The sequence below is a fragment of the Paraflavitalea sp. CAU 1676 genome (assembly GCF_029223285.1).
Taxonomy (GTDB): domain Bacteria; phylum Bacteroidota; class Bacteroidia; order Chitinophagales; family Chitinophagaceae; genus Paraflavitalea.
This window is the reverse complement of record NZ_JARHUJ010000005.1, coordinates 158,802-181,504: the sequence shown is the minus strand read 5'-3', so window position 1 is coordinate 181,504 and position 22,703 is coordinate 158,802. Positions and strand designations below refer to the sequence as shown.

Here is a 22,703-nt window from a genome sequence, read left to right as displayed (position 1 = left end):
TGAATTTGAATGGTTAAAAGCCCAGGAATTTACTCAGTTCGGCGAATAAGGTAAGGTCGGTGGATACCCCCATGTAAAAGGCGCCCCTGTATTGTTTATTCTCCTTGAACACCTGTCCATTCTTATAAGACTTGAAGTTGTATTTATTGAACATACCACCGAAGTTGACGCAGAAGCCCGGCCACAGATCGAGCCCTACGCCGGTATAAATATTATCCAACGGCTTTTTGATATCAAACGCCAGGGTAAGGCTGGTTCTGGACCAGATCAATGGTTCACCGTCGCGCCCTCTTGCTGTGATGAATTTCGGACTACGGATATCCGTTTTGCGGAGATAGACCTTCAGGCCCACCACAAATTTCACGGCTGCTTCCTCGTTAATGGAGAATTTACCGGTGGAGTCCTGTGACACAGAGGCTAGTCTTTGGGGCACCCAGGCTATACCGGCCATGGGGAATAGCCTATAGAGCTTGTTAATGCGATAGCTGAAGGTATCGGTAGGCACTTTGTCCAGCTTTACGGAATCGCCACCCTGTGCGTTCAACACAACCGTATTGAGATAGTAAGTGGCTTTACGCGGCCCTTTTTCCTTTTTCACCGGGTTGGTTACTTCGGAATGGTAAGCCATGGATTTTTCGGTACGTTCTTCTATATCGAGAGGAGGGTTAGATTGTTGCAGCAGATAGTCAAGATACCTGGTATTGTCCTGCAACTCTTCGAGACTGGCTACCAGCCTACGAAGTCCCTTGTCGGCTTCTGCAGCCTTTTGCTTGAGCGTAACCATGCCCGGGCCGCCGGTTTTAAGGATCGCTGATCCAAGAGTTGCTATCACAGGCAGCAATTGATCGGTCAACAAGGACGCATCATTCGTTATAGCTGCAAAACTTAAATTAAGCGACGCTCTTTCATTCGGTGTAAGGTTGTGCGCCAGGATCACCACCTTATCCGTTTCCAGAAACTCATCGGTCTCCAACGTATTCATCAGTTGGTAGTTGGCAGCAGCGTTATGGTGACGCATCCAATAATAAATATTCGACTTATCCTCTACATACAAAATACCATTGTACAAGTCGGTAGAAACGGTACTGAAACTTGTTGCAGCTTTACTGTTTAAAGAGCTGTTCTCCGCGAATTTCTTTACGGCTTTCTGCACTTCATTGATCTTCTTTTTATCGGCGTCGATGACGTTCAGTACGGAATCTATCTGTGCAGGCTTTAGTTTATCGAGATTGCTCTTTAAGAAAGTTTCTCTTACCTGAAGCCTGGTTCTAATCCCTTCCAACATGCTTGTGTCGGGCGCTGCGCCGATCGATTCCGAGAAACCCAATGGATTAAGGGCAGGAAGCTGATTACGCTGGTACCACAACCACTTAAGCATCCAGTTTTTCTTATCGTGCAGGGCAACGGTAGTGATCAATTTCTTATTGAGTGCATCGACCTGACCTTGAAATTTCCCGGTTTGTTGAAGTATCTCGTTAAACAAGGGGGTGTACTTCTTTATCAGTGCATTTTCATCGCCACTTACAGATTCTTCTGTGAATCTGGCAATGTCCGGACGTACTTTACCGGCAAACGCACCAACCTCTGCAGCAGTTTTTTCGATCGCTGCAACAACCTGCTGAACGGGACCAAGGTCAATAGCTCCTCCATAACTGTCTTTGGTGCTTTGCAGCCAACCCATCACCAGCTTTTTAAATGGATCTTTTTTGGTCACCGAGAAATTGATCTGAGCATCCGGTCCGAAAGGCTTAACCGCCATTGGCGCGGTATTGGCATTTGGAGCAACTACTTCAGCGCCAGCAACGGCTGTGTTGCCAAGAGTAAAGCCAATGTAGTTCTTATCTGCTTCTTTAAACCTTGGCATATAGACCACATCATTGCCTACCGGGGCGTCAACCAGTGTTTTCAATTCAGCAATCACCAAATCGATATCGCTTCCTTTAATATCATACACCACCTCCAACAGTTTCATTTTTTGTTTATCATCCTTCAGGGTAGTGAGCGTGCTGATGGCTTGTCTTAACCTGTCTTTGTAATTTTTAAGATAGTTCTCGAATGATTCTTTTGAATCACTCATCCGGAAAATCACTTTATCCTCTTTGCCAAACCGCTCAGGTAAAGAAGAAGTAATCTTTCCGGTCCGATCAAATTGAATGTCGGAAGTCTGCTGCGCAACCCCAACAGAGCTATATAATAGCACAGCAAAAAATAATAGTGGTTTCATATCGGTTAAATTGATGCTTAATGAAGACTTATGTTAACTATGACTGAAAGAAAAGGTCTATCTGGTCTAATTGTCCCTGAACACGCCGCAGGCGGGCTTTTTCTCCATGCTCGCTGAAGCCTTCGAGCCGCCAGGGCGGTGTGATCATTTGGTTATTCCTTTGCACGACAATATTCTTCATCGTAATCAACGGTTCCGGAGGGTAATGCTGGCGGGTTTCTATAAGCGAGGCTTCGAGGGTAACGCAACAGTTTTTCAGCGGCGGGATAGGATCTGTTTGGATTCTGGTACCCGGTCTGTCTTCAAAAAAGCAGCTATACACAAATTGATTACCTGAAACATCATTCAATGCTATAATTGCTTTCAACGCAGTGCCGGGAGCTACTTCCTGCAAATCGGTACTTTGCTCCAATCCAAATGCTCCTTTAGCCACACAACTCCCGATAGACCAAAACCTGCCACCACCCATTTGTGAACGCCCCCACTGGAGGATCGGTTGTAACAGACGCTGTTCTGCGATTGATTGCAAGCCTATAAACAGGATGATGGTTTGCCCGATGTTTTTATCGGGCGGCTGCGGTACCGTCAAATGGCAGCTACAGAAGTTAATAGGTTGTATCCCATTATTATCAAAGTGAGCTACTGCCTGCCAGTCGGGATGCGTAATGCTCGTTGCTACCGCTTCGGCAGGAAATACGTCTACTTCAGTAACAACAGGCTGCACCTGTACAACTTCAGCTACTGTCTCAACAGGTTCCGCATGGGCTGCTTCGGTAACAACTTCAACTTTGTCGGCTGAGGGAAGTATGGATTTGGAGCGCCGCCCAGCCTTTTTGGTCACTTTCCTTTTGGCGCTCTTCCTGTCCGCTGGCTGCTTTGTTGTAGGGCGCTTCTTTTTCTTCGCCAGTTTCTTTTTTGCGGCGGTGGCTGTACCAGTTGGGTTGGCGCGCCTGGCTGCACTCTTTGCTGCCTTCTTTCTTGTCGCTTTCTGCTTTGTAGCAACTTTCTGCTGCGCTGCTGCTCTCTTCGCAGCTTTGTTTTTGTCGGCCGCTTTCTTCGTGGCTTTCTTCTTACCAGGCGTTCTCTGCTTAGCGGCCACTTTCTTCAAGGCTTTCTCTTTAGTGGCACTGGCATTTTTCTTCACCGCGGCCTTACGGCGTATACCCGCCGGATTTCCTGTTGCTCTCTTTTTGCCAGCAGTTGCAGCCCTTACTCTTTTCTTTGTTGTTGTTTCTTCCATGATCGGTAGGATTGGTTCACTGAATGTCCGGCATTCAGCTTCCATAAAAATAGTTCGGGCTGCCAAGCAGTGGAAAGGTGTTTAGACGGTATTTGCGCGGGTTAATACCCTGCTGCAGTATGCGCAATAAAAAATCCCGCCTGAAAGCGGGACTTTTATTTTTCCTATTGACCTGATGAAAATTCTTACTAGTTGAGACTTCTGAAGTCGACCGGCACCAGTTTGCTTACACCGGGTTCCTGCATGGTTACCCCGTAAATAACATCCACCGTACTCATCGTTTGCTTGTTGTGCGTTACGATGATGAACTGGCTTTCTTCGGAGAACTTGCGGATCATGTTGGTGAACTTACCTACGTTGGCGTCGTCGAGCGGCGCATCCACCTCATCGAGGATACAGAACGGAGCCGGCTTGATCAGGTAGATCGCAAACAGCAGGGCCGTTGCCGTGAGTGTCTTCTCACCACCACTCAACTGAGTGATCGATGAAGGACGTTTTCCTTTGGGCTTGGCGATGATATCGATGCTGGTCTCTGCCAGGTTTTCCGGGTTCTCCAGGATCATATCCGCGGTATCGTCTTCTGTGAACAGCGCTTTAAATACGCGCTGGAAGTTTTCGCGCACCCGGTTGAAGGTATCGAGGAACTGCTGGTTGGCCGTGGCCTCCACTTCCTGGATGGTTTGCAGCAGGCTATCCTTCGCGGTTACCAGGTCATTCTTCTGCTCGAGGATGAACTCGTAACGCTTCTTCATTTCCTGGAAGGCTTCGATCGCGGTGGGGTTCACCTCTCCGAGGTTTTCCAGGCGCTTCTTCATCCGGTCGCATTTCTCCTGCAACTCTTCGGCAGGGGTATCGCCTATTCTTGGCTGATCGATGATATCGTCGAGGTTGATGCGGAACTCCACACTCAACCTTTCCTTCATACCGGCCAGTTGCAGCTTCAGTTCATTGAGCTTATCCTTGATCTCGGTGAGCAGGTGCTCGAGCATTTCGCGTTCTTTATTCTTGGAGCGCAGCTGGCTTTCCTTTTCACCCAATGTATTACGCAGGTTGTAATATGCCTGGTCGGTTTCGTTGAGGACCTTCTCTGCTTCTTCTTTCTTGCGCATCAGGTCAACCAGTCCGTTCTCGGCGCCAGACAATGCTTCTTCGCTTTCGAGCAGGTTTTCGGCTGTCTGCTTCAATTGAGAAGCGTTGGTCTCGATCTGCGTGCGGAGGCCGGTGAGCTGGTTGCGTTTGAAATCCAGTTCGGTAGTCAGTGCATTGATCTTACTTTGCTGGCGGGTTACCTGCAGGTTGAATTCGTTGTACGAAGCCAACGCACTGTGGTATTGACTTTCGGCCGATTTATAATCACCTTCAGCTGCCTGCAGTTTCTCGCGCACTTCATTCAGTTGCGCTACCAGGGTTTGCCATTCTTCACGGGTACCGGAGATAGAGGAGTTCACATTCTCCAGGTTGATCTGCAACTCTTCCAGCCTGTTCTGCGACGTACTCTTCATACCGTGCAGGTTCTCGATCTTGTTTTGCAAAGAGAACACCAGGTTGGTGAGGTGGTTGATGTCGTTCTGCGCCTGCTTGATCGCTGTATCTTTCAGCTGCTCATTGAAGCTCAGTACTTCATTCTGCTTTTCCTGGATACCTTCTTTCAATCCCTTCACGGTTGCTTCGAGGCCATGGATCTGTTCGGCCAGCTTCTCGAGGTTCTTGGCACGTCCGATCTTCTTTCCTTCGAACATACCCACGCTGCCGCCGGTGAGGGAGTATTTTCCTTTTACGTATTTACCATGTTTTTCGAGTACGATGGCGCCATTGCTGTTGGAGAGGGCGTCTTCGTTCTCCGCGATGAATACCGAGCCCAGCAGGTGCTCTGCCAGCTGACGGTATTGAGCATCCACTTCGATCACCTGCATGGCAGGGATGGTGCCTTCGGGTTGATGTGCAGCCGTGTCGGTGCTGCCATTGAGCTTGTCGAGCAGGAAGAAGTTGGCCTTCCCTTTCTTATTGGCATCGAGCAAATGCACAGCCTGCAGACCTTCCTGCAGATCATTTACCACGTAGTAGTTGAGGTAGGGTTCCAGCACGTTCTCTACGGCGGCGCGGAACTCTTCCTTTACATATATAATATCCGATAAGATCGGTGCAGTGTGATTCCAGTTGGGGTTCTTGTGCAGGAACTTTACGCTCTCGGGATAACCTTCCATCGAGTCGATGAGGCTCTTCAGCAGGTCGTGCTCGTTCTTACGGGCATCGAGCTTACGGCTTTCTTCGGCCAATTCCTGGCGAAGTTTTTCCATCTGCCCCTGCGTTTGGAGGATCTGCTCTTTAGTACGCTCCTGGTGATCCTGCAGTTGTTGCAGATCGCGTTGGCGGCTTTCGAGCTCCTCTTCCTTGGTTACACGCTCTTCTTCCAGTTGTTTCAATTGGCTGTTGCGTGCTTCCTGTTCTTCTTCGAGGCGGGTGATGCCCTGCTCCAGGTTGCGGATGGAGTTGTCGGCAATAGCGACCTTCTTTTCCGCTTCGAACTGGTTGCGCTGCATGCTCAGGTTTTCGCTGCGGAGGCTATCTACCGTCACCCGCTTTTCGTCGAACACCTTGCGTTTTTCTTCGCTGGCGTCTTTCAGGTCGGCCAGTTGGTTCTGGAGACTTTCCAGTTTACCTTCTTCCTCCCCTACCTGGAGGGTGGTGAATTCGATGCTTTCTTCGAGTCCTTTCAGCTGACCTTCGCTCTTGTTCAGGAACTCCTGCAGGTTGTTTTCTTTTTCTTTCAGGAAGTTGAGCCTTTGGGAAGCGAGGTTCTTATCGTTCTCTTTGGTGCGTAATTTCTGTACGAGGTCGTTGAACTCGTGCTGCATGCTTTGCAGGCCACGTTCTTTTTCGATGAAGCCAACCTTCTCCTGCTCGATCACCGCTTCTTCATTGGCGATCTCGGCTTCGAGGCGGATCTTCTTATCGGTTTCTGTCTCAGCCTGGGTATTGAGGTCGCGCCAGGTGAGGTTGAAGCCTTCGAGCGATGCTTTGGCGAGCTCGATGCTCAGTTCGCGGTATTCCTTCTTGATCTCGTAATACTTCTCCGCTTTCTTCGCCTGGTTTTCGAGGCTCTTGAGCTGGTTGTTGATCTCAAACAAAAGGTCTTCGATACGGGCGAGATCCTGCTCGGTAGCATCGAGTTTTTGCTTGGCTTCTTTTTTACGGGTCTTATATATAGTAATACCAGCGGCCTGCTCCAGCATGCGGCGACGGCTGTTCTCTTTGTCTTTGATGATCTCATCCACCATACCGAGCTCGATGATCGCGTAGCTATCGGTACTTACCCCGGTATCCATGAACAGGTTCTGGATATCTTTCAAACGGCACTGTACGTCGTTGAGGCGGTATTCGCTCTCCCCACTCTTGTAGAATTTCCGGGTAACGGTGACGGTGTTGAACTCGGTCGGCAGCAGGTTGCGGGTATTTTCGAAGGTGAGGCTCACCTCCGCCAGGCCGCTGGCCGAACGGGTCTTTGATCCATTGAACACCAGGCTTTCCAGGTTCTCACTACGCAGGTGACTGATCTTTTGCTCGCCAATAACCCAACGGATACTGTCGATGATATTACTTTTACCGCAGCCATTGGGCCCGATAACACCAGTAATACCCTCATCGAAGTTGAGGATGGTTTTGTCGGCAAAACTTTTGAAACCTTTTATTTCTAAACTCTTTAATCGCACAGTGTCTTATTTTTTTAAGGACAGCAAATATAGAAGAATAGGGGTACAAATTACATAGGCCAATAGTTACCCACAGGATTACCCACAGTGTTTTATACACAAACACTGCACCATGTGGATATCCTCGCAGGTATGTGGATAAAATGGCAGTGTTTCGTGAATAAGTCAGGCCTGGTTTTCACACTAAAATCGGTCATATTTCACTGGTTCTGATGGCTTTGCCTCATTGGGGAAGAGGGTTTTATCGATATCCACGCCAATGAGCTCCTTACGGGCAGGGCATTTCAGCGGGTATGGTCGTATATTTAAGACATGCTGATCAAACAGGTACATCTCGAAGCGATCAAAGCGGGCGATGTTACACTTGCCTTCAGGCGTTGGACCAAGCCATCGGCCAAAAAAGGCAGTATTATCAAGACCTCGGTTGGATTGGTGGAGTTGACCGATATAAAGGAAGTAAGCCCGGGCAGCATAACCGAAGCCCAGTCAAAAGCTGCCGGCTACCCCAATAAAGCATCCTTGCTCGATGAATTGAACAGCCGGCCGGCCGGCACCCTTTACAGGATCACCGTGCAATACCATGCACCGGATCCGCGGATTGCCTTACGCGCGCAGGAACAAATTTCGAAAGAAGAATTCGTTACCCTCAAAGCCGCGCTCGAACGGCTCGACAAATACTCCAAAACTGGTCCCTGGACAAGCACCGTGCTGCTGGCCATACGCGACAACCCCGGCCTGCGGGCCGCCGACCTGGCGCATACAACCGGAAAGGAAAAGGAATGGCTCAAGCCCAATATCCGGAAACTGAAAGAACAGGGACTTACCATCAGTCTCGATCCAGGCTACGAGCTTTCGCCGCGCGGAGCAGCGTTTTTAAAGCTGCTGCTACGCGAAAAAGAGTAGCCTCCCCTGCGAACCTCTTTTAGTCTACGCACAAAGAAGAGTAGCCCCCCAGGAATTGTTTTGCCGCAACTACTGCTGCGAAAAATGAATGTAAACTGGTTCATTTACCTTCGGGCTAAATTTACCATCGACCTAAAATCAATCTTGTGACCGACCCTGTCCTCAATCTCGCCAAGCGCATCAAGTCTATTGCCGACACCGGCCTCCTGTACAATACGAACGATTACGATCGTGAGCGATATACTGAGTTGCTGGAGATCAGCCATGAGCTCACCAGCCACCTCATTGGGCAACCCATCGAGGTGATCAAAGACTTTTATGCACCCAATAAGGATTATCCAACGCCCAAAGTAGATGTGCGTGGACTGCTGCTGAATGAAAAAGGGGAGATACTGCTGGCCCGTGAAATGGCCGATGGCAAGTGGACGCTGCCCGGTGGATGGGCTGATATTGGCTTTTCGCCGGCAGAGGTGATCGAAAAAGAGTTCCGGGAAGAAACAGGCTTGCAGGTGAAAGCCACCCGGCTACTGGCGGTGTTCGATAAACGCTGTCACCCCCACCCTGCCCAGGCTTTTTACGTGTACAAGTTTGCGTTGCTGGTAGAGTTAAACGGCCCGCTGAACTTTCAGAAGGGTTTCGATATTCTCGACACGGGTTTCTTTCCCATCGATCAGTTGCCCGAGTTATCGAAGGACCGCATCCTGCAATCCCAGATCGAACTGCTGTATAAAAAAGCAGCGGACCCAGGGTCCGCCGCGTACTTCGATTAAGTACTGTTTGTCATGGCTAAGCCGGCTGTAAGCCGGGACTGGAGGTTACTCCTCTAAGGATTCATGTCTATGAAAGCTGTAAGCCGAACCTTGAGGTCACTCCCCCAGGGATTCATGGGTATGCAAGCTGTAAGCCGAACCTTGAGATCACTCCTCCAGGAAGGTAACCGGTTTTGTTGATTGCTAATGGGCGAGCTGCATGGACGGCTTAGATCGCTGTCTTCGACATTTCCCATCCCAACATGGCCTTCTTGCGTTCGGTACCCCAATGGTATTCACCAATGATGAGGTTTTTCCGGATAATACGATGGCAGGGAATCAGGTAGGCGATGGGGTTGGCGCCCACCGCAGATCCTACAGCCTGCAGTGCATTGGGCTGTTCGATGTGTTTCGCCAGCGACTGGTAGGTGCTTACAGCACCATAAGGCACTTCCAGCAGTGCATTCCACACCTTCACCTGGAAGTTGGTACCCTTCACCAATACACTCAGCTTTTCCTGTTCACCCGGTTTGCGGTGGAAGATGGCGCTTGCCATCAACTCGGTGTTGCGGCTGTTCTCCCGCACCTGCGCTCTTTCCCAGGCAGCTTCCAACTCTTCGATGGCGGCACTGCGGTTACCCTCCTGTAAAAAAGAGAGGTGACAGATGCCCCTGCCGGTAACCCCGATGATGCATTCTCCGAAAGGTGTGTTGTGGAACCCATATTCTATGAGGATGCCGCTCCCCTTCTCTTTGTATTCCTGCGGTGTCACTGCTTCGAGGTTCACAAACAGGTCGTACACGCGCGACTGACTGGATAGTCCGGCCGCATCGGCTGCATCGAGCAGGTTATCGAACCCGGTAATACGGTGTTTGAGGTAATCGGTGGTGAGGAACTGCAGAAAGCGCTTGGGACTGATGCCTGCCCATTCGGTAAACATTCGCTGAAAATGGAAGGCACTCATATTTACCTGGGCGGCCACTTCTTCCAGGCCCGGCTGCATCCGGAAATTCTCATAGAGATAATCGATAGCCCGGGCTATCTGCTGATATTGATAAGCATTCGCAGCCACAGGTTCATAATTTAATATTTTCTCTGATAGCATAAGGAATTGTTATTAATGTATGCAATTTCCGCGCAATTACACCCCTGCTCAACCCGTTTCTTGCTATATTTAACAGGATGGCCTTACAACTGTTTGCTGGTAATGGCGATCTTTATCCACGAAACAATCCATTATACTTGAAGCTAAATCATTACATATTCTTCGCCTTGTTTTTGATAGCCGGTTTGGCAACGAAGGCACAGTCGCAGGCGAAAGCCGACCATCCCCGGTCTGGACAAGCCCAGGTAGATAGCATCTATTTTCACCTGTATACCGATAGCCTGAAAAAAGGGGTGCACAACTACATCAATGTAGACGGTAAACTGACAGACGGGCGATGGTTGCCCCTCACCTTCAAAGACATTACCTTCTCTGCTTCGGCGGGAAAGTGGGATGGCAACAGCCTCATCATCGATAGCTCGTTCAAGGATGAAAAAGTACAGGTGAAAGCGGTGCTGAAGAGCAACCCCCAGATCTGGAAGGAAGTGACCATTTTCATGAAGACCTGGGATAACCCCGAATTGCTGAAGACAAAAGAAGAAGTGATGCAGGGAAGCTCCTCCCCCGCACGAAAGAATAAAAGGAACCGGAGAGGATTTTGATCCCCCCGGCTTCAGATGGCAGCCCGCGCCGGTTATTTGGTCTTTTTGGGCGTATGCGCCTTGATCTGCGCTTCGGTAGGCTGAAAGAACTCAAACCCATGTTTCGCGGCGAGCTTTTTAGCGTCAATCTTTAAGGGATCTGCCCGATTCCAGGGCTGCACCACTGCGTGTACGGTCAGGAACTTCAGCGAGGGTACTGTTGTTTTAAGGTGCGCGAGCAGCTCGTCAAGTGCTTTCAACTGACGTGCCGGATAAGCTTCGGGATTCGTTTTGCGCTGAATATTTGCCATCGACACACCGATGGATGATTTGTTGATGCCCAGTCCGCCCGGTGCGGGAATGGTGGAGCCAACATGAAAGGCATGTTTTTCATTGGGCACGCAATGAAAGATGATTGCCTCGGTATCCTGCGCATTGACGCTTTTGGAAGTGTCCTTCCCATCCCGGGCGATGATATAATGGTAACTGAGGCCCACCCCTCTCAAATGATCGATGCTGCTTTTGGCGGTTGAGCCGGCGGTGGCATGCAGCACGAGTAGTTCGGGTGCATTTTCCCGGTCGCGAAAAGCAAGAAATGATCCCAGTTGTTGGATGTTCATATGGCTTTGGTTTTACAGATTGAATAATCGGGCGTAGTGGCCGGCCAGTTGCCGCAAGGTTTTAACACCTCCTGGCAACGCGCTTGCATTCTTCACCAGTTAGCGTATTGCGATAGACATCATAACACAAGCCAGGGAAACGGGAGGGGATAGGGTATATATTCGACTTGCGACAATAGGTAATACCATCCCAGATATCGTCGAGGTAATGCCGGTCGCGCGTATCCACTACTCTGTCGCCGGCCAACAGGGGAAATGCCGGAAAGCGCGGCACTTCCAGTTTACCTGGTATGGGATAATCGCCCGAAATGGGGTGTGGTACGGGATGCCCGTTTCCATTAGTCGCCAACTGGCTCAAAACTTCTTCTACCGAAATGGCAGCGCCTTGTTTGAAGTTGATCTTCAGGACCGAGTGGTACTCACCGCAACAGAAATGAGTGTGTTCGGTCCGTTCGATGGATTCGATCAATTCTTTGGGCACCTTGATGCTGGTGTGGCAACTGCAGGCATTCTTTTCCCATACGGATACCGATACCTGCTTGTCGTTGTTTTCCAGGGACTCTACTACGGCTAAAAATCCTTTTGCTTGTTTTGCTTCATCACGCAGAAAATCTTCCAGTGAAATTTTACTGTTTGACATGGTCCTACTTTTTTGAATCAGGAAATAAGGTTTTATAGATCCAAAGTTGACCATTCGCCCGGCGTTTATTGCCAGGCAAAGCACCCAGTTTGGCCGGGTCTTTTGACGGGGAGATGTTGGATAGAATGGGCCGCGCGGACGGGCGGGTGTGGGGGCGATAGCATACCGCCCAAACGGGCGAGCGGCCGGTTTGGGTTGAACGAGTATGGAGCTGATGGTCACAGAGCAGGCGGTGGCTGAGAGATCGCGCAGGGGGACGGCTTGGGGGCAGACGGGCATCAAACTGATGGGCACCCGGCAAGGGTCGCGGGGAAGTGGCCGCCCAGGCGGGTGACTTGAGACCAAAGGGTGACGACATGGGGTGGCTGAGTAGATCGCCGCCAAGGCGGGTGGTTTGCGGCCGAAGGTAGACTGGATCGAAGCTGGCGGAAGGGCAACCTAATCAGCTGGTTATGTGGTAAACCGGTCGTTCAGGCCTGATCGAACCCATGGTAAGCTCATACTAACTTTTGACCTATTAGCGGGGTAATATACATATATACAATTCTTAAAATAGAAGTATACCAGAGATATACCAGATTTATTAGATGTGGTATATATGTGGAATATCTCTGCTTTATCTCTATTATATCTCCGATAAATATCTTTTTTTACCCACGATTCACCCACCCTTGTCTCAGGGTCTGGCTTGGTGAAAGGTACCCGGTGAGCAAGAGCTGGTTAGAAATCGTCAGGGGGAATGAAAATCAGCGAATTAGATCTATACCAAATGAAAAACGCCCCCAGTCGGGGGCGTTTCACTATAATTCAATGACTTGCAGGAGCTTATTTAGCGCCAGCCAGTGCGGGAGCTGTCATTTTCTTGGCATCCTCCAGGAACTTCGCCAGGCCGATATCGGTAAGCGGGTGTTTCAGGAGTCCGAGGATGGGCTCGAGCGGGCTGGTTACCACGTCAGCACCAGCTTCAGCACATTTTACAATGTGGAGCGGGCTGCGGATAGAAGCCGCGAGGATCTCGGTCTTGTACCCTTGCAGGTTGTAGATATGAGAGATCTGCTCGATCAGCTGAACACCATCCCAGTTGCTGTCATCTATGCGGCCGATAAAGGGCGACAGGTAAGTAGCGCCTGCTTTTGCAGCGAGGATCGCCTGACCAGCAGAGAATACCAGCGTACAGTTGGTCTTGATACCGTTGTCGGTAAAATACTTGATCGCTTTGATACCATCCTTGATCATGGGCACTTTCACGATGATATTGGGGTGGATAGCGGCCAGCTTCTTGCCTTCTTCAACGATATCCTTGAACTCGGTAGAGATTACTTCTGCGCTGATATCGCCATCTACCATTTCGCAGATGGTGAGGTAATGCTTCAAAATGGCATCTTCACCTTTGATGCCTTCTTTGGCCATCAGGGAAGGATTGGTAGTAACGCCATCCAAAATACCTAATTCATGAGCTTCTTTGATCTGAGCCAGGTTGGCCGTATCAATAAAAAATTTCATACTCTTAAAGTTTTGAGAGATTTATGTGGATATGCGAATGGCCTTTGAACGGGAGACGATCTTTCAGGAGAAGAAGATGTGTGCAGGTTGCCATTGGCCATGCTCTTATAAAAAGAAAAAAAAAGGCAGATTACTTACATCGCACCGCTACAACCGCCTACCCTTGCTGCCTTCCGGCCCTGGGGGGGTTCAGCAGGAGCTGGTCGTGTAAGACCTGCCGGTTGCAAATATACATCAAAACAATTAATTACAGTCAACGATGCGCAATTATTGAAGATAATTTCGGGTAATTCTTATGCTTTTAATTGTACAATCTATTGCATTGATGCATTTTCTGTACCGCATACGGATATTACAGGCGCCGCTGATATTTGCTCAATTACCAGCCTGGCCTGTCTGTGCGCGAATTGAGCGTCGTTACTCCAACCAGTTCATCGGCCCTGCCGCCCAATGATCTATAGTATACTAAAATGGTATAGAGATTTTCCGACTCCCAATAATTTCCTTCGGTGAATTCAAAAGAGGCTTTTCTTTTCGGATCTTTTTTATCGATGGTGGCGTAGCAGTAATCATAATAACCTGTTTTCAGGAACAGCGATCTTTCATAAGCGCCCTTTTCTGTATTGAACACCATTTTGGCCGAATCGTTGAGGTTGTAATCGGTTAGTTGCCCTACTATAAATACGTCCTTATCGGGAAACGGTACATTGTTGCCTGGCACGAAGGTGAAGGTGACGTTTGCATAGTCGGCCTGCCACCAGGGATTCACACTCTCCGTTGTTTCGATGGTGAACATGCCATTATTATCCTTGAAGAAATTGAACCGTTGCGAACTGCGGTTGGCATCGGGTTTTACAAACACATCGGTGGAAGTGTTATTGTATTTTGCACGTTCTATGCGGTCGCTCTGGAACCGAAGGCTCCGCAGATCGAGCCAGCGCCATTCCTTGCCGGCCGCAAACACGGCGTCATTCTCCGTATTATACTCCAGCACATTGCGCGCGAAGAACGAAGGGCGGATATTCGTGACGGCATTATCCCAGCGGTAGTTCTGCATGATCACCACATTGATCTGCTGAAACTGGTTCACCACATTGAGTTTGGCATTGAGTGCTACCTTGAACTGTATCTTTTGGTGTGTACGAAATATCTGTCCGTTGAAGGGCTGCTGCACCTGCGCGGTAATCGTTGAACTCTCATCCACCACCATCATTCTTTTGGTGATGATGAGCTTTGAGGTATCGCCATTGAGAAATACTTTCAATATATAATTACCCGATCTCGATGGTATGCTGTTGCGATCGGGCAAGGTGGCCGTGTAGTGGGTGTACCTGGTAAAAGCGATGGATGACACGCGGTAGTTGGTGATGCGCTGTTGCGAGAAGCCGGTTACATAATCGAACTGGCTGAGGATAGCGGGTGTCCAGTCGGCATTGCACAACTGATACGTATAGGAATAGCTTTTTATATTGGCATCGAGGTCGTCGAAATGCAGTTCGAGGGCGCCTGTTGCGCCGAGGGGGATGATCGGCGGCGTGAGCTGATTGCCCGTACGGTACAACAGGGCAGTCTTGATCTTCGGCGAATAGACAGCATCGGGTATCTGCGCAAAAGAATGGCCAACCGCCAGGAGGAATATAGACAGGAAGAGGTATTTCATCCGTTAATGATTTATTATCCGCGGTAAGTAATCAAATCCCTTACCAGCTTTTATGCGCTGAAGGTATTGAAATCCTCAGAAAGACAGCTTTTTGAGATGGTATGGTTGCTTTCTGCTATTTTTACCCCCGAAAAATTGTTCCCGATTGAATATCGCCGCCTTCATTGCCCGCCGCATCGCCTTTAACCAGCAACGGTCTTTTTCCCGTTTTGTGATCCGCCTGTCGATCGGCGCCACCGTGATCAGCGTGGCCATCATGATCCTGACGCTGGCTTTTGCGAGTGGTTTTCAAAAGACCATCAGCCAGAAGGTATTCAGCTTCTGGGGGCATATCCGCATTCAGAGCTTCGATGCGCCGCCGGTAGCGATCGCGGAAGAATATCCGGTCGAAAAGAACGACTCCGTGCTGCAGCTTCGCCAGTACGACCCCCGCATCAAATCGGTACAGGCTTTCGCCACCAAGAACGCCATCCTCAAAACCACCCAAACCATCGAAGCCGTTTTGCTGAAGGGGGTTGAACAAGGCTATGATTTCAGCAACCTGCAGAATTTCCTCGTAGAGGGCCGCTGGGTTCAGTTTACGGATAGCGGATATAGTAATGAGATCAACCTGTCGTCCTATACGGCCGGGCAACTCAACCTCAAGGTCAACGACCAGGTGCTCATCTATTTCATCCCGAAAGGAGGCACTCCCCGCCCCCGCAAATTGACGGTGGCCGGTATCTTCAAAACAGGTATCGAAGACTACGACCGGCATATTGCCATCGGCGATCTTAAGCTGATCCAAAGAATGAATGACTGGGACAGCACGCTGGTAGGCGGTTACGAGATCTTCCTGCACGACTACGAACTGATGGACCCGGTGAGCGACAATATCGTATCGCAGCTGCCGCTGGGCATGAAGAGCACTACTATCAAGAACATTTACCCGAATATCTTCGACTGGCTGGCCCTGCAAAATAAGACGATCGCCATTGTACTTATTATCATGGTCGTTATTGCCACCCTCAACCTCATTACCTGCCTGCTCATCCTGGTGCTGGAGCGTACGCGCATGATCGGTGTACTCAAAGCATTGGGCGCGCGCAACAATATGGTTCAAAAGATCTTCCTGTACCACGGTGCGGTGATCACTTTCATTGGTCTGCTGCTGGGCAATGTGATCGGGTTAGGCGTTTGCTGGCTGCAGCAACGGTATGGGTTCATTCCCCTGCCCGAAGATGCCTACTGGATGTCGAAAGCGGTGGCCGATGTAGTGTGGTGGCAGATCCTGGTGGTAGACATCGCTACTTTCCTCATTTGCTTCCTGGTGCTCCTGATCCCCACGGTGATCGTACGCAAAGTGCGGCCGGTGAAGGCGATCCGCTTTAGTTGACACTTCTTTTACCGCGCAATATGCGAGAGTATGATGCCGGTAGCTACGGCTGCATTGAGCGATTCTGCATGCCCTATGCGCGGTATGGTGATGCGGTGGCGGCAACGCGCTATAAGTTCTTCCCGAATGCCTTTCGACTCGTTACCGATCAGCAAAAAGCCTTCTTTTACAGGTTGCATCTCATACAATCCGGTTCCATGCAGGGTGGCGGCATAAGAAGGAATGTCTTTATGCTGTTCCATGAACGTATCGAGATCCTCATACAATACCTGTACCCGGCTGATGCTGCCCATGGTAGACTGGACCACTTTGGGACTGAACACATCGGCACATTCCCGGCTACCAATAACGGTTTGGATGCCAAACCAATCGGCACAACGCACGATGGTACCCAGGTTGCCGGGGTCCTGGATGGTATCGAGCACGATACTGAGGCGATGGTGGTAACTGGTGATTTTAGAAAAAACCGGCTTACGGAATACGCCGATCACCTGGTTGGGCGTTTGCAGCTGAGAGAGGCGTTCCAGTTCGTGGGCACTCACCTCAATTGCACTGGCAGCAAGGGTTTGAGGTTGTTGCTGTATCCATTCGGACAAGGCATATAACTGCTGCAACTGAATATTGGGGGTGCTTAAGAGTTCGTTAATAATCTTGGGACCTTCGGCAATAAACACACCCTCTTCATCTCTTGATTTTTTCTGGCTTAAACTTTGAATATATTTGACCTGCGATTTAACCAACATTGCACCTCGTTTAAAAGTTATATGACGTCCGGCCGGCAAGTTACTTTTTTTACTATTTACAAGTGGTCTTTCTATGGTCTGCTCTGTTTGTTACTGGCTACGTCCTGTTCCGTGAACAAGGCTAACCGGGTAAAAGACTATCATTCAGCCAAGCCATTTCCCTATTATACTACGGTCGTGCTGACCGGTAAAACGCCCGATTACGACCGCTCGGACCTGGTGACCCAATTGAACGACCAGGTAGACGACAGCCTTAAAACCCGGCTTGTTACCACCTGGTTCATTTTCCGGACACTGAAGAAACCACCGGTCTTCGATTCGCTGAATATCGGCCGTTCCAGGCGCTTCCTGACGGCCAAGCTGCATTCGCTGGGTTATTTCAACCCCGTTATCACCGACACCTTTTCCATCGATACCGTGCACAACAAGAAACGCGGCGACCAGCAACGGGTAACCACCAAATTCTTCGTGAACCCCGGTAAGGTGATGCGCCTCGATTCCATCGGCTTTGCACTGGAAACGCCCGCTTTACAGGCCATGGCGCAGCGTACCGCCAAGGAATCGCTCCTGAAAAAGGGGGCTGCCTATTCGGACCAGAACGTCAACTCCGAGCTTGACCGCCTGCTGGGTATGTTTCGCGACAGCGGCTACTACCGGTTTTCCAAAGAGCACCTGTATGCCGAGCGCGACACGGTCGTGGCGGCCCTGATCGACCCCACACTCGATCCCTTCGAGCAATTACAATTGCTCGATTCATTGAAAAAGAAAAGGGAAAACCCCACGATCAACGTCACCATCCGGCAACGCCCGGTCAAGGACAGCGCCCAAATCGACAAATACTATTTCGGCGACCTGAAAGTATATACCGACCTGTCGCTGCTGACCGATACATTGGAAGCCGCGGAGTTCGACAGTACGACCATTCAGGGCTATGAGTTCTTCTATAGCAGCGACCGGTTCAAGCTGCCGTTCATCGCCAGCAATATCCGCCTGAGGCCCGGCTCGCTCTATTCGCAGCGCCGTTATTACCGGGTGATCAACACATTCAATCAACTGGGCGCCTGGCAGAATGTAGATTTCAGCCTGCAGGAGCGCCGCGACTCCGTTCCCCTGCTGGACGGGGTGCTGAGGCTTTACCCGGCCATGAAGCACAGCCTCAATGTGGATTTTGAAACGAGTCGTAACGTAAGTGACTTCCTTACGCAGGGCAGCTATTTTGGTTTGGGTCTCAATTTCCGTCTGCTGAACAGGAATGCCTACCGGGAGGCGATACAAACGAGCACCAATGCACGTTTTGGTATCGAGATCGGTAGTTCGCAACTGGTGCAAACCTTGCAGGCGAGCCTGTCGCACAATATCTATTTCCCGAAGGTCATTCTTCCCAAATTCCTGCTCGACTGGTTTCCCCGCAAAACCGATGGCAACGAACGTACCATTGCCCGTCGTACGGCGCTCAACCTCGCTGCAGGTTATACCGACCGGCGCGACTTCTTCCGCGCACCTTCCGTGAACACCGCCTGGAGTTATGAGTGGACCCGTCGCCGCACCCGCGCTTCGGACCCTGACAATGTAGCCAATCGCTGGACGAAGAGCTATACGCTTACGCCATTTAATTTCGAATATACCAACCTGCATAAAACGGATAGCTTGATCAAGCTGGAGCAGCAGATCCCCGCCTATCGGTTTGCCTTCAACGACGGTATGATCATCAGTACGATCTTCAGTATTACGGCCGGCCGCCAATCCGACCAGGACAAACGGTTTACGCTGATGCGTGCGCGTATCGAAGAAAGCGGCGCCTTGTTCGGCTTTATCAAAAACCTGGAACTGGGCGACCTGCGCCGCTTCGTGAAGATCGATGGGGAGATTAAACATTATATCAATCGCCGTCGCTCTTCCTGGGCTTTCCGCGCGTTCGGAGGCTTTTCGCTCATCTATGGTAAAACGGATACGGCAGATGGCAAGATCGTGAAGGAATACAACCTGCCCTTCTTCAAAGCCTTTTTCGCCGGCGGCCCCTACAGCATGCGCGCCTGGCAGGTAAGAAGGCTTGGACCCGGCTCTTCCACAATTTATGATGAATACGACAGCACCAAGGTAGATCGCTTTGGGAATATGCAGCTGGAGTTCAATGCCGAATACCGCTTCAACCTCACCACCATCGCCGGTATCAAGGTGAACAGTGCCCTGTTTGTAGACATCGGTAATATCTGGAGTAAGGAGTTCAGGAACGGTGAGCCGGTTCCGGAGGCTTCTTTTAAACTAGGCCGCTTGTATAAGGATCTGGCCGTGGGTGCGGGTACCAGTTTGCGCCTCGACTTCGAGTTCTTCATGATCCGCCTGGATTGGGCCTATAAGATCAAGAATCCTCACTACGCCAGCATGCGTGATGGCTGGTTCCAGCACATCGACCTCACTTCCGGGCAATTGCAGCTCGGCATCGGATATCCATTCTAATGTAGCTTGTGCAGGCTGCACAAGCTGTGATCCTTTTACTAATTGTTGGATTGAACTATCAAGGCTGCGCCGCCAATGCTTCTTTGATCATGGCCTGGGCTTCTTCTACCGTCATGGACTGATCGAGTGTAAAAGCACCTATGCGTGTGCGGCAGAGTTTGCTGAGGTGGCCTCCGCATCCCAGTGCGGCGCCTACGTCGTTGGCGAGGCTACGGATATAGGTGCCGGTGGAGCAAACCACCCGGAAATCAACTTTGGGCATGTCGATGGAGGTGATCTCAAATTCTTTGATGGTGATCTTACGGGCTTCCAGTTCCACGTGCTCGCCCCTGCGGGCCAGTTCGTATACACGCTTACCATCTTTTTTGATGGCGGAGTGGATGGGTGGCACCTGCATGATCTCGCCGGTGAACTGCCGGGTAACGGCTTCTATTTGTTCGGGTGTGATGGATGCGTATTCTTTAAAATTCTCCGGTTCGCTTTCGAGGTCGTAGGTGGGCGTGGTAGACCCGAGCGTAATGGTGCCGGTGTACTCCTTTTCCTGCGCCATGTATTCGTTGATGCGCTTGGTGAACTTGCCGGTGCACAGGATGAGCATGCCGGTTGCCAGCGGATCGAGGGTGCCGGCATGGCCTACTTTCTTGATCTTCATTTGCGCCCGCAGCTTACGCACTACGTCGAAAGAGGTCCACTCCAATGGTTTATTGATGAGCAATACCTGTCCGTCACTGAATTTATTGTTGATTCCCTGCTCCATGCGGCGAAGATAATGGAAAAGCGGCGAGCGGTGAAGCTCCCCTCCTTAGATCGCCTGGCGGGCTTTGAGCTCAAGGTATTTGTTGACGGTGTTGACTGTAAGATTCTCCGGGGCCGTCAAAATGCAGGTGATGCCATGCTGCTGCAGTTCCTTCACGATGAGTTTCTTCTCGTGGATGAACTTTTCGGCGATGGTCTTTACATATACACCTTCCACATCCATCGCTTTGGCATCGGTAAGCTGCCGCAGTTCGGTGTTCTCAAAGAAAACGACGAGCACGAGGTGCGTACGGGCGATGCTCCTGATGTAGGGCAATTGCCGCTGCAGACCATCCATCGACTCGAAGTTGGTGAACAGTACGATGAGGCTTCGCTGCGTAATGCGGCCGCGAACGAGGGCGTATAGTTTCTCGAAGTCGGTTTCGAGAAATTTCGTTTGTTGGTTGTAGAGTGTTTCCAGCACGGCGCCCATCTGGGCCGCCTTGCGGTCGGCCGGCAGAAAGTGGCCTATTTGTTCTGAAAACGTAATGAGCCCGGCCTTATCCTGTTTGATGAGCGCTACGCGCGACAGGATGAGGGTGGCATTGATCGCATAGTCGAGCAAGGTCATTCCTTCAAATGGCATTTTCATCACCCTGCCTTTATCGATGATGCAATAAACCTGCTGGCTGCGTTCGTCCATAAAGTTGTTGACCATCAGCTGACCACCTTTGCGGGCTGTTGCCTTCCAGTTGATGCTGCGGATATCATCGCCGGTCACGTATTCTTTGATCTGTTCAAACTCCAGGCTATGACCGATCTTCCGGATCTTTCTGCTGCCTGCTTCGGCGAGGTTGTTGGACCAGGCCATGATCTCGTATTGCCGCAGGGTGAAGAAGGAGGGATATACCTTGATCATCTGCTCATGCGGGGTACATACCCTGCGCACCACGAGTCCCAGGGGGCTCTTCACGTACACATTGACATCGTGGAATACATATTCTCCCCGTTCTACCGGGCGGAGGTGATAGACCAGGTTTTCGGCGGCCAGGCCACCCAGACTTGTGCGCAGCAAAAAATCCCTCCGTTGAAACTGTACAGGGATCTCATCGATGATCTTCAACCATACTTTAAAGCCATAGTGGCTTTGCAACTCCAGGGTCACTTTGTTATCATCGCCATTGCTGAAACGCTCGGCCAGCACCCGTTTGGTGGTGATGCCCGTTTTATGGAAGAAGAGGATAAAAAAGTCGATCAACACCAGCACTACAAGAAACAGGAAAAGCAGTTGACCTATCCTGAACAAAAAGGACCAGCTGAAAGCTACCAGGAATACAGCGATCACCGCTACCAGCGACCAGTAGAAGCGGCGGCCAAAGTACAATGGCTTAAGATATCGGTTAAAGAATTTCAAGGTGATGTGCCTGATTTATGGTGTTTATGCCGCCCGTTACTTACCTGGGCAATTCGATACTTTGAATAACCTGATCGATGACATCGTCGGTAGAGGCGCCTTCCATTTCTTTTTCGGGCGTCAATACGATACGATGACGCAGTACATGAGGCACGATGTATACAATATCTTCGGGTGTTACAAAATCGCGCCCGCGCATGGATGCCAGGGCTTTGGCGCCATTGAGGATACCGATGGATGCCCGGGGTGATGCACCCAGGTAGATCGACTTATGGTTGCGCGTATTGGCTACTATATTGGTGATAAAGTTGATCAGCTTTTCCTCTACCCGAATGGTACGAACCTGTTTGCGCAGTTTATCGATCTGCTCGGCCGAGATCACCGCATTTACCTCGCCCAGCATGCTGGTGAGTGTGGTTTGGTGGTGATTGGACAGGATGCGGAACTCCTGTTCGAGTGTAGGATAGGTTACCGTGATCTTGAACAGGAAGCGATCGAGCTGTGCTTCGGGCAGGTGGTAGGTTCCCTCCTGCTCGATGGGGTTTTGGGTGGCTACGACCATGAACGGCGCTTCGAGCCCGTAGGTGATGCCATCTACCGTTACCTGCCTTTCTTCCATGACTTCGAAGAGGGCGGCCTGCGTTTTGGCCGGGGCACGGTTGATCTCATCAATGAGTACGATATTGCTGAAGATGGGCCCCTGCCTGAATTGGAAAGAGTGCTCTTTCGGGTTGAATATAGAAGTACCGATCACATCGCTGGGCATAAGATCGGGGGTAAACTGGATACGGGAAAAGCCTACCGATATGCTCTTACTGAGCAGTTTGGCGGTGAGCGTTTTGGCTACACCGGGTACGCCTTCGATGATCACGTGTCCATCGGCCAGTACAGCGGTCAGCAACAGCTCCACCATTTGCTCCTGCCCTACTACCACTTTGGCGATCTCTGCCTTTAAGGTTTCTACCGACTGCTGCAGGGTGCTGAGGTCGGTACGGAGTTCAAAAAAAGTTTCTTCCATGTATCAGGCAATTGAGGTTTGAATAG

The 22,703-nt window shown here is 50.4% G+C and carries 17 protein-coding genes and 1 other RNA gene; 5 read left to right on the top strand and 13 right to left on the bottom strand.

Annotation, left to right across the window (positions count from 1 at the left end; translation table 11 throughout):
- Positions 1-13 precede the first annotated feature (13 nt).
- The 3 genes from P2H89_RS17215 to smc form a co-directional block, all read right to left on the bottom strand.
- Complete coding sequence (locus tag P2H89_RS17215; RefSeq protein WP_275829076.1) at positions 14-2,224, bottom strand: hypothetical protein; 2,211 nt, start codon at positions 2,222-2,224, stop codon at positions 14-16.
- A 37-nt stretch (positions 2,225-2,261) separates the two neighbouring features.
- The gene (locus tag P2H89_RS17210) at positions 2,262-3,464 is read right to left on the bottom strand and encodes a hypothetical protein (RefSeq protein WP_275829074.1); all 1,203 of its coding nucleotides are present in this window, start codon (positions 3,462-3,464) and stop codon (positions 2,262-2,264) included.
- 188 nt (positions 3,465-3,652) lie between these two features.
- Complete coding sequence (gene smc, locus P2H89_RS17205; protein WP_275829072.1) at positions 3,653-7,174, bottom strand: chromosome segregation protein SMC; 3,522 nt, start codon at positions 7,172-7,174, stop codon at positions 3,653-3,655.
- Between the two features lie 312 nt (positions 7,175-7,486).
- Here smc and P2H89_RS17200 point away from each other — a divergent pair, with 312 nt between their 5' ends.
- Together P2H89_RS17200 and P2H89_RS17195 are read left to right on the top strand one after the other, a co-directional pair.
- A complete protein-coding gene (locus P2H89_RS17200) occupies positions 7,487-8,077 on the top strand; it encodes a hypothetical protein (protein WP_275829070.1) in 591 nt (196 codons plus the stop codon).
- Between the two features lie 146 nt (positions 8,078-8,223).
- Positions 8,224-8,847 carry an NUDIX hydrolase gene (locus P2H89_RS17195; protein ID WP_275829068.1) on the top strand — a complete coding sequence of 208 codons (624 nt, stop codon included), beginning with the start codon at positions 8,224-8,226 and terminating at the stop codon, positions 8,845-8,847.
- A gap of 208 nt (positions 8,848-9,055) precedes the next feature.
- Here P2H89_RS17195 and P2H89_RS17190 read toward each other — a convergent pair whose 3' ends face one another.
- Positions 9,056-9,931 (bottom strand): methylated-DNA--[protein]-cysteine S-methyltransferase, encoded by an 876-nt coding sequence (locus P2H89_RS17190; RefSeq protein ID WP_275829066.1) that lies wholly within the window; start codon positions 9,929-9,931, stop codon positions 9,056-9,058.
- Between the two features lie 137 nt (positions 9,932-10,068).
- On the opposite strand from P2H89_RS17190, the gene P2H89_RS17185 reads away from it, so the two are divergent.
- Complete coding sequence (locus P2H89_RS17185; protein WP_275829064.1) at positions 10,069-10,533, top strand: hypothetical protein; 465 nt, start codon at positions 10,069-10,071, stop codon at positions 10,531-10,533.
- Positions 10,534-10,565: 32 nt separating this feature from the next.
- Here the strand turns inward: P2H89_RS17185 and P2H89_RS17180 are convergent, their stop codons facing one another.
- The 5 genes from P2H89_RS17180 to P2H89_RS17160 all read right to left on the bottom strand — a co-directional run bounded on the left by P2H89_RS17180 (position 10,566) and on the right by P2H89_RS17160 (position 14,935).
- On the bottom strand, positions 10,566-11,132 hold the full coding sequence (locus P2H89_RS17180; RefSeq protein WP_275829061.1) for an N-acetylmuramoyl-L-alanine amidase: 567 nt from the start codon (positions 11,130-11,132) through the stop codon (positions 10,566-10,568).
- A 61-nt stretch (positions 11,133-11,193) separates the two neighbouring features.
- Positions 11,194-11,772 (bottom strand): hypothetical protein, encoded by a 579-nt coding sequence (locus P2H89_RS17175; protein ID WP_275829059.1) that lies wholly within the window; start codon positions 11,770-11,772, stop codon positions 11,194-11,196.
- An 825-nt stretch (positions 11,773-12,597) separates the two neighbouring features.
- Positions 12,598-13,275 carry a fructose-6-phosphate aldolase gene (gene fsa, locus P2H89_RS17170; RefSeq protein WP_275829057.1) on the bottom strand — a complete coding sequence of 226 codons (678 nt, stop codon included), beginning with the start codon at positions 13,273-13,275 and terminating at the stop codon, positions 12,598-12,600.
- Positions 13,276-13,395: 120 nt separating this feature from the next.
- An RNA gene (gene ffs / locus P2H89_RS17165) (signal recognition particle sRNA small type) lies at positions 13,396-13,495 on the bottom strand.
- A gap of 159 nt (positions 13,496-13,654) precedes the next feature.
- Positions 13,655-14,935 carry a DUF5103 domain-containing protein gene (locus P2H89_RS17160; protein WP_275829055.1) on the bottom strand — a complete coding sequence of 427 codons (1,281 nt, stop codon included), beginning with the start codon at positions 14,933-14,935 and terminating at the stop codon, positions 13,655-13,657.
- Positions 14,936-15,080: 145 nt separating this feature from the next.
- Here P2H89_RS17160 and P2H89_RS17155 point away from each other — a divergent pair, with 145 nt between their 5' ends.
- On the top strand, positions 15,081-16,310 hold the full coding sequence (locus tag P2H89_RS17155; protein ID WP_275829053.1) for an FtsX-like permease family protein: 1,230 nt from the start codon (positions 15,081-15,083) through the stop codon (positions 16,308-16,310).
- An 8-nt stretch (positions 16,311-16,318) separates the two neighbouring features.
- On the opposite strand, the gene P2H89_RS17150 is transcribed toward P2H89_RS17155, so the two are convergent.
- Positions 16,319-17,053 (bottom strand): RNA methyltransferase, encoded by a 735-nt coding sequence (locus P2H89_RS17150; RefSeq protein WP_275829051.1) that lies wholly within the window; start codon positions 17,051-17,053, stop codon positions 16,319-16,321.
- 111 nt (positions 17,054-17,164) lie between these two features.
- Between P2H89_RS17150 and P2H89_RS17145 the strand changes: the two genes are divergently transcribed.
- Complete coding sequence (locus P2H89_RS17145) at positions 17,165-19,510, top strand: BamA/TamA family outer membrane protein (RefSeq protein ID WP_275829049.1); 2,346 nt, start codon at positions 17,165-17,167, stop codon at positions 19,508-19,510.
- A gap of 58 nt (positions 19,511-19,568) precedes the next feature.
- Here P2H89_RS17145 and truB read toward each other — a convergent pair whose 3' ends face one another.
- From truB to P2H89_RS17130, 3 genes are read right to left on the bottom strand one after another with little or no spacing between them, the layout of a single operon-like run.
- Entirely contained in the window at positions 19,569-20,267 is a 699-nt protein-coding gene (gene truB, locus P2H89_RS17140; RefSeq protein WP_275829047.1) for a tRNA pseudouridine(55) synthase TruB, read from the bottom strand.
- Between the two features lie 45 nt (positions 20,268-20,312).
- Positions 20,313-21,659, bottom strand: a complete 1,347-nt coding sequence (locus tag P2H89_RS17135) for a DUF58 domain-containing protein (RefSeq protein ID WP_275829046.1) — start codon at positions 21,657-21,659, stop codon at positions 20,313-20,315.
- 40 nt (positions 21,660-21,699) lie between these two features.
- Positions 21,700-22,677, bottom strand: a complete 978-nt coding sequence (locus tag P2H89_RS17130) for a MoxR family ATPase (protein WP_275829044.1) — start codon at positions 22,675-22,677, stop codon at positions 21,700-21,702.
- Positions 22,678-22,703: the final 26 nt, after the last annotated feature.